The 7,201-nt window shown below is 68.7% G+C and carries 6 protein-coding genes; 2 read left to right on the plus strand and 4 right to left on the minus strand.

What is annotated here, in order from left to right; all coding sequences use genetic code 11:
• Positions 1-12: 12 nt before the first annotated feature.
• On the minus strand, positions 13-2,316 hold the full coding sequence (locus tag E8D38_RS21980) for a PQQ-dependent sugar dehydrogenase (RefSeq protein ID WP_140635623.1): 2,304 nt from the start codon (positions 2,314-2,316) through the stop codon (positions 13-15).
• 148 nt (positions 2,317-2,464) lie between these two features.
• On the opposite strand from E8D38_RS21980, the gene E8D38_RS21985 reads away from it, so the two are divergent.
• Positions 2,465-4,075, plus strand: coding sequence for an alkaline phosphatase D family protein (locus E8D38_RS21985; RefSeq protein ID WP_140635625.1), 1,611 nt, complete (start codon positions 2,465-2,467; stop codon positions 4,073-4,075).
• Between the two features lie 48 nt (positions 4,076-4,123).
• On the opposite strand, the gene E8D38_RS21990 is transcribed toward E8D38_RS21985, so the two are convergent.
• From E8D38_RS21990 to cspE, 3 genes are all read right to left on the minus strand, one after another.
• A complete protein-coding gene (locus E8D38_RS21990; RefSeq protein ID WP_140635628.1) occupies positions 4,124-4,450 on the minus strand; it encodes a plasmid stabilization protein in 327 nt (108 codons plus the stop codon).
• Between the two features lie 92 nt (positions 4,451-4,542).
• A complete protein-coding gene (locus E8D38_RS21995; RefSeq protein ID WP_140635630.1) occupies positions 4,543-5,130 on the minus strand; it encodes an ATP-dependent Clp protease proteolytic subunit in 588 nt (195 codons plus the stop codon).
• A gap of 136 nt (positions 5,131-5,266) precedes the next feature.
• Positions 5,267-5,476 carry a transcription antiterminator/RNA stability regulator CspE gene (gene cspE / locus E8D38_RS22000; protein WP_140635632.1) on the minus strand — a complete coding sequence of 70 codons (210 nt, stop codon included), beginning with the start codon at positions 5,474-5,476 and terminating at the stop codon, positions 5,267-5,269.
• A 456-nt stretch (positions 5,477-5,932) separates the two neighbouring features.
• Here cspE and E8D38_RS22005 point away from each other — a divergent pair, with 456 nt between their 5' ends.
• The gene (locus E8D38_RS22005) at positions 5,933-7,045 is read left to right on the plus strand and encodes an ABC transporter substrate-binding protein (protein ID WP_246099604.1); all 1,113 of its coding nucleotides are present in this window, start codon (positions 5,933-5,935) and stop codon (positions 7,043-7,045) included.
• Positions 7,046-7,201: the final 156 nt, after the last annotated feature.

Consider the following 7,201-nt stretch of genomic DNA (forward strand, 5'->3'; position numbering starts at 1 on the left):
CTCGCGGTTTCTTCAGGGTGACGAAATGCGGGTGATGGATCCGCGGGTCAGCACGTACAGCGCGCCGTCGGCGCCGACCAGCATGTCCACCGGCGCGTCGGACAGCGTGGCGAAGGCGTATGCCGCATGGTTGTTGGCGGCATCCAGCCGACCGACGAAGCGGCTCACATAGTCGGCAAAGAAGTAGTTGCCGCGGTAGGCCGCGGGGAACGGGCCGCTGGCGGGGTAGAAGGCGCCGCCTGCGATCGCGAAGCCGACGAAGAAGCCGCCCGGGCCGCTGCCTGCTGGGGATGTGTTGCTGTGCCGGTAGGTGAACAAGGGCCCGGTGAGGCCGCCGCTCACGTTGTCGGGCCCCTCGGAGCCCGGCCAGCCGTAGTTGGCGCCGGGTGCGCCCACGTTGACCTCTTCCCAGGTGTTCTGGCCCACGTCGTTGATGTGGATCCTGCCGGTACCCGGCTGCACGGCGAAGGTGAACGGGTTGCGCAGGCCGTAGGCCCACACCGCCCGGGCCAGGCCGGTCTGCTGGCCGTAGAACGGGTTGTCGGTGGGGATGCTGCCGTCGTCGTTGAAGCGCAGCATCTTGCCGAAGGGGTCGGCGAGGTCCTGGGCCCGGGCGCCGCTGGCGTTGTCGCCCACCGCCACGTAGAGCCTGCCGTCGAGGCCGAAGTGCAGGGCGCCGCCGTTGTGGTTGGTGGCCGACGACAGGCCGGGCAGGTTCACCAACTGGGTGTCGCTGCCGTCGGAGACGTCGGGGTTGGCGCCGCTGGCCACCAGGCGGCTCACCCGGTTGTGGGTGCCGCCCGAGGCGGTGGTGTAGTAGACATAGACCCAGCCATTGCTGGCGAAGTCGGGGTGGAAGGCCACGCCCAGGAGGCCTCGCTCGCCGGCCGAATCGACCGCGAAGGTGTGGAACGGCGTGGCCTGCAGCACGCCGTTCTTCACCACCCGCAGCGCGCCGCCCTGCTGTGCCACGAAGAGGCGGCCATCGGGCGCCTGCGCGAAGGCGGTGGCGCTCGACAGCCCGGTGATCCAGCCCTCGTTGCGGGTGAAGCCGTCCTGCACGCCGCGGCTGCCACCCACCCGGATGGTCGCGCTGGCCCAGGCCGAGCGGTTGCCGGCCGCATCTCGCGCGCGGGCCCGCACGACGTGCTGGCCCGCGGTGTAGAGGCCGGCGTCGATGCTGGCGGCATACGGCGCGGTGGTGTCTTCGCTGCCGATGGCCACGCCGTCGACCTGAAACTCGACTCCCGCGACGCCGACGTTGTCGCTGGCGTCGGCCGTGATGGCGAGCGTGCCGGTCACCCCGGTCTGCAGGTGGGCCGGCGCGGTGAGGGTGGCGGTGGGGGCCTGCGTGTCGGGTCCGCCTGCCGGCGCGACATCGACGGTCACGGCGCTGCTGGTCGTGATGCCGCCGTCGTTGTCGGTGGCGCGGGCGGTGAGGCTGCGGCTGCCGCTGGCGGCGGGCGTCCAGCTGAAGGTGTAGGGACTGGACGTGTCTTCGCCCAGGCGTGTGCCGTTCTCGAAGAACTCCACCCGGGTGACGTTGCCGTCGCCGTCGCTCGCGGTGGCGGCGAGTGTCTGCGCCACGCCGACCGTGCCGGTGGCCGCAGTCGAGAGCGACACGGTGGGCGGCTGGTTCGCCACCGGACCGTCGTCGGTGAAGCTGGCGGTGTAGGTGGTGTTGGCCGCCGGCGTGGAGATGGTGTGGCTGGCGTTGCCGCCGTCGCTCCAGCCCGCGAACAGGTACCGGCGGCCGTTGAAGGTCTGGTTGGCCGCGCCGAGCGTGCGCTCGATGCCCACCACGCCGGTGAAGACGTGAGGCGCGGCGGCCACCGGCTGGCCGTCGAGTGTGAGCTGCAACCCCGCGGGGACGGTGGCCAGCGTGACCTGGGCCTTCTGCGGCATCACGTCGCGGGTGACTTCGACGCTCTGGTTGGCGCTGTCGGTGGCGCGCAGGTGGAATCGGTACCAGATGTTGTCGGAAGTCTCGCCCTGCGTCGGCACGGTGAAGCTGCCGCCGCCGCCCTGCGTGGGTTGCACCGCCGGGTGGGTATGGGTGTCGTGGTGCAGGTCGACCCACCAGGTGAGCTGTGAGCTGCCGAGCGTGCCGTCCTCGGCGTCGGTGCCGTTCGCGGTGAAGGTGAGGGTGTCGCCGGCGCGGAAGCTGCTGCCGGCCGCCGGGGCGGTGATGGTTGCCACCGGGGGCGCATTGGGCGCAGGGGGCGGGTCGTCGTCGCCGCCGCAGGCGCTCAGCGCGGCGGTGGTCAGCAGTGCAACGAGCACCGGCTTGCGACGCTGCTTCTCTTGTTTGTTCATGGCCGCGGTCCTCCAGGGCACGCATCATGCCGTCGAGTCGCGCTCGGTCTGTATGGACTTGTGTGCAAACGGTCGAGCTGCGCTGACACATGGTTGTCAAGGCCGGCTGTGATGCTCGCGCGTCATTGCAAGAACAAGGGATCCCACGATGAAACGCCGCGACCTTCTCCTCAGCCAGGGCCTTTGGATCGGCGCTGCCGGCCTGGGCCTGCCCCGCATCCTGCGCGCGCAGCAGGCGCCTGGTGTGATCACGCGCGACGGTGCGCGCCCGCAGCTGCCCCATGGTGTACAGACCGGCGACGTCACCGCCGACAGCGCCATCGTGTGGGCCCGCGGCGACCGGCCTTCGCGGCTGTGGGTCGAATGGTCCGCGCGCGAGAACTTTGCCGATGCCCAGCGGGTGCGCGGGCCCTACCTGCTGCCCGAGAGCGACTACACCGGCCGCATCGACCTCACCGGCCTGCCGCAGGGCCAGCAGATCCACTACCGCGTGGTGCTGCAGGACCTGGGCAACGAACGTGTGCTGTCCGAGCCGGTGGCCGGCCGCCTGCGCCTGGCGCCGGGCGGGCATGGCCATGGGCATCGTCACGGCGTGTCGCGCGACGTGCGTTTCGTCTGGAGCGGCGACACGGCCGGCCAGGGCTGGGGCATCAACCCCGCCTGGGGCGGCATGAAGATCTACGAGCAGATGCGGCGTGAGCAGCCGGACTTCTTCCTGCATTGCGGCGACACCATCTATGCCGACGGCCCGATCCAGTCGGCGGTGCAGCTGAAGGACGGCAGCGTCTGGGGCAACGTGGTCACCGAAGAGGTGAGCAAGGTCGCCGAGACGCTCAACGAATTCCGCGGCCGTTATCGCTACAACCTGATGGATGCGAACGTGCAGCGCTTCGCCCGCGAGGTGCCGCAGATCTGGCAGTGGGACGACCACGAGGTCACCAACAACTGGTCGGATGCGAAGGATCTCTCGGCCGACGCGCGCTACACCGAAAAGAACATCCCGCTGCTTGCCGGCCGGGCGACGCGCGCCTTCCTCGAATACGCGCCGCTGCGCCACGCCGCCGACGTCGAGAGCGAGCGGGTATATCGCCACGTGCCGTACGGCCCGCTGCTGGACGTCTTCGTGATCGACATGCGCAGCTACCGCGGCCCCAACACCCACAACACCCAGGCGGCCGAAGGCCCGGAAACCGCCTTCCTGGGCCGCGAGCAGATGGCCTGGCTGCTCGAGGGACTGAAGCGTTCGAAGGCCACCTGGAAGGTGATCGCCTCCGACATGCCGATCGGTCTGCACGTGCCTGATGGCAAGGACGCCCAGGGCCGCGCCCGCTGGGAGGCGGTGGCCAACGGCGTCGACGGCCCTGCGTCCGGCCGCGAGCTGGAAATCGCGCGCCTGCTCACCGCGATCAAGCGCGCGCGCATCGACAACGTGGTGTGGCTCACCGCCGACGTGCACTACACGGCGGCGCACTACTACGACCCGAACCGGGCGGTCTACGGCGACTTCGACCCGTTCTGGGAGTTCGTCTCGGGCCCGCTCAATGCGGGCAGCTTCGGGCCCAACGCGGTGGACGCGACCTTCGGCCTGCAGGTGGTCTACCAGAAGGCGCCGCCCGAGGCGAATGCACCGCCCTCGGCGGGCTTCCAGTTCTTCGGCCAGGTGGACATCGACGCCCGCAGCCGCGTCATGACAGTGGCCCTCAAGGACCTGACCGGCGCCACGCTGTTCACCAAGGCGCTCGTGCCCGCGAGGGTGTGACCCATGCATCCACCGCGGAGGCCTCCGCGGTGAAAGATATCTGGCTGCTCAGTGGGAAAGAGCTTTGAGCAGCTGCTGCTTGTTCATGCCGGAGCGCCCTTTGATGCCGCGCTGGCGTGCCTCGTTGTAGAGCTGCTCGAAGGTGCGGCCGCCTTCGCCGCTGTGCGAACGCTTGCCGCCGCGGTGGCCGGGGGAGGCGTCCTTGACCGACGAGCGGCTGGCCGTCTTGGACTCGCCGTGCTGGGCGCGCTCCTTGTTGACGGTGCGCGCGGCGATCTCTTCTGCGAGGTCTTCGCTCTTGCCGCGCGACTTGAGGCCTTGCTTGATGTGCTGGTACTGCCGCTCGCGTTTGGCGCTCCAGGCGGACTGAGGCATGGTGCTCTCCTTTCGCAGTTGCGGGCCGCCGCGTCGCGCCGCGGCCCCTGCAGCAAGGGGCGGCAAGCTCCATGCCTTGCCGGCGAACAGCCTCAGCCCATGAGGTCGAACTGGCGCTCGACGACGCGCGACACGAGGCCGTAGGCGATGGCTTCCTCGGCGCTCAGCCAGAAGTCGCGTTCCATGTCGGCCAGCACCTTGTCGTAGGGCTGCCCCGTCTCGCGGGCCGTGACGCGGGCGATGCGCTCGCGGGTCTTGATGATCTCGCGTGCATGGATGGCGATGTCGGTCTGCTGGCCGCCGGCCGCGCCTGCCGGCTGGTGGATCATGAAGCGGGTGTTGGGCAGGCACACGCGGCGTTCCTTCGGTGCCGCCAGGTACACATGCGTGCCGGCGCTGGCCACCCAGCCGCTGCCGATGGTGGTGACCGGCGCTCCGATGAAACGGATCATGTCGTGGATGGCATCACCGGACTCGACATGCCCGCCGGGCGACGAGACCAGCATGTGGATGGGCGCGTCGGATTCCTGCGCCAGCGCGATCAGCCGTTCGCAGGTGGCGCGGGCGAGCTTGTCGTTGATCTCGCCGAACAGCAGCACGAAACGCGACTTGAAGGTCAGCTTGTCGGTGATGCTGTCGGACTTGACGATGACTTCTTCGTTGGCAGCGGCTTCGCTCATGGAGGTTCCTCTTGTGGACCAGGACTGCGGGCGACTCTGCCACAAAGCCGGTCGCGCCGCGCGAGGCTGCCGTGCGCCGCACAGGCGAAAAAAAACCGCAGCGGCTGCTGCGGTCTTCCTGCACGCGAGGCTCGCCTTACAGCGGGCGGATGTTCGCGGCTTGCGGGCCCTTCTGGCCTTGCTTCACTTCGAACTCGACACGCTGGTTCTCGACCAGGGTCTTGAAGCCGTTGCCCTGGATGTCGCGGAAGTGGGCGAACAGGTCTTCGCCGCCGCCGTCGCGCGCGATGAAGCCATAGCCCTTGGCATCGTTGAACCATTTGACGGTGCCGGTTTGCACGCTCATGTCACGTTTCCTATCTATCTGTCTGACTGCTGTGGTTGAACTGAAAAACCCGCGCGCGGCACAGCGCTGCACGCGAGGGCAGTACGACTCAAGAAACGTGACTCGGGGATTCGGGCGGAACGTGCGCGGCACGGGGCGGCACACAACGAGCGACAGACCTCAGGACGACGGCCTTGGGTGAACTACGGCGCGCATTGTATGGGCAGTCTGCATGCCCGTCGGGGGCAGGCCCCGCAAACGAGGGCGTGCAGTTTTTCACGGAGGTCGCCGCCACGGTGCCATTTCGCGAGGGTTAACCCTAGGCTGCTTCTTAGAATCGCGCGCCAGGGGCGGCCACCAGCCGCCTCTTTTTTCGAGCCGCAGAGATAGCGCTGCCTCGAACATCGCAGCCAACCAACCAGCGACGTTGTCGGGAAGTACGAACACATGAGAAGCAGTCAACAGAAGCGATCGGTCGTGAGCACTGCGTGGCGGGCCATGCTGGGCGCCGCAGCGTTGTGGATGGGCACCGGCGCCGCGCAGGCCGACGTGGTGATCGGCCAGGTGGCGCCCTTCAGCGGCCCGCAGGCGGTGACCGGCCGGGCCATGAACGCAGGCGCGCGGCTCTACTTCGACGCAGTGAATGCCAAGGGCGGCGTGCGCGGCCAGCGCATCCAGCTGGTCACCCGCGACGACGCGCAGAAGCCCGAGGAAACCGTGCGCCTCACCAATGAGCTGATCGCCCAGGCGCAGCCGGTGGCGCTGATCGGCAGCGTGGGGACCGCCAACCTCGAGGCGCTGGCCCGTGACGGCGTGCTGGTCAAGCAGAAGGTGTCGATGGTGGGGGCCGTCTCGGGCGCCGCCTCGGTGGCGCAGGCCGACGGCATGCATGTGGTGAAGGCCAGCTACCACGACGAGATCGGCCGCCTGTTCGACCAGCTTTCCGGCCTGGGCATCCAGCGCGTGGGCGTGGTCTACCAGGACGATGGCCTCGGCAAGGACGTGGTGGCCGGTGCCGAAGCTGCAGCCAAGCGCTACGGCGTGACGCTGGTGGCGCGCTCCAGCTATGCGCGCAACACGGTCGCGGTAGAGAAGGCCGTTGCCGAGATGCTCAAGGCCGGCCCGCAGGTGATCTTCCTGGGCGCGACCACCGCGGCGGCGGTGCAGTTCGTCAAGCAGTACGGCGAGGCCAACGGCCCGGCCACGATGTACGGCATGTCGATCATCGACACCGATGCGCTGCTCAAGACCCTGGGGCGCGAGCGGGCCCGCGGCTATGCCTTCTCGGTGGTGCTGCCGCTGTCCGGCGAGACCAACCGTGCGGTGGTGCGCGAGTACCTGCAGCTGCGCCAGGCCTCCAAGGACCCGGACCTGTCGGCCCGCTCGATCGAGGGCTACATCGCCGCCAAGGCGCTGGTGAAGGCGATGGAGCGCGCCACCGCCATGACGGCGCCTGCCATCACCGCAGCGCTCGAGAAGGGCGGCCTGGACCTCGGCGGCTACACGCTCGACTTCAGCCAGCCCGGCCGCACCGGCTCGCGCTACGTCGATTTCGCGATGATTGGCGAGGGCGGCAAGATAGTGCAGTGATGTCTGCCCCTCGGCCGATGAGTACATCGGCCACTCCCCCGAGATCCTATGGAGGACCACCCGCGTCAGCCGCGTTGGTCTACAACGGGAATTTCCTGTTCTCTGTGCAAAGGAGGTTCGGAAATGAAGTCGACTCAGGCAGTCCTCCAAGGCAAG

It is taken from the genome of Methylibium rhizosphaerae (assembly GCF_006386545.1).
Classification (GTDB): Bacteria; Pseudomonadota; Gammaproteobacteria; order Burkholderiales; family Burkholderiaceae_C; genus Pseudorivibacter; species Pseudorivibacter rhizosphaerae.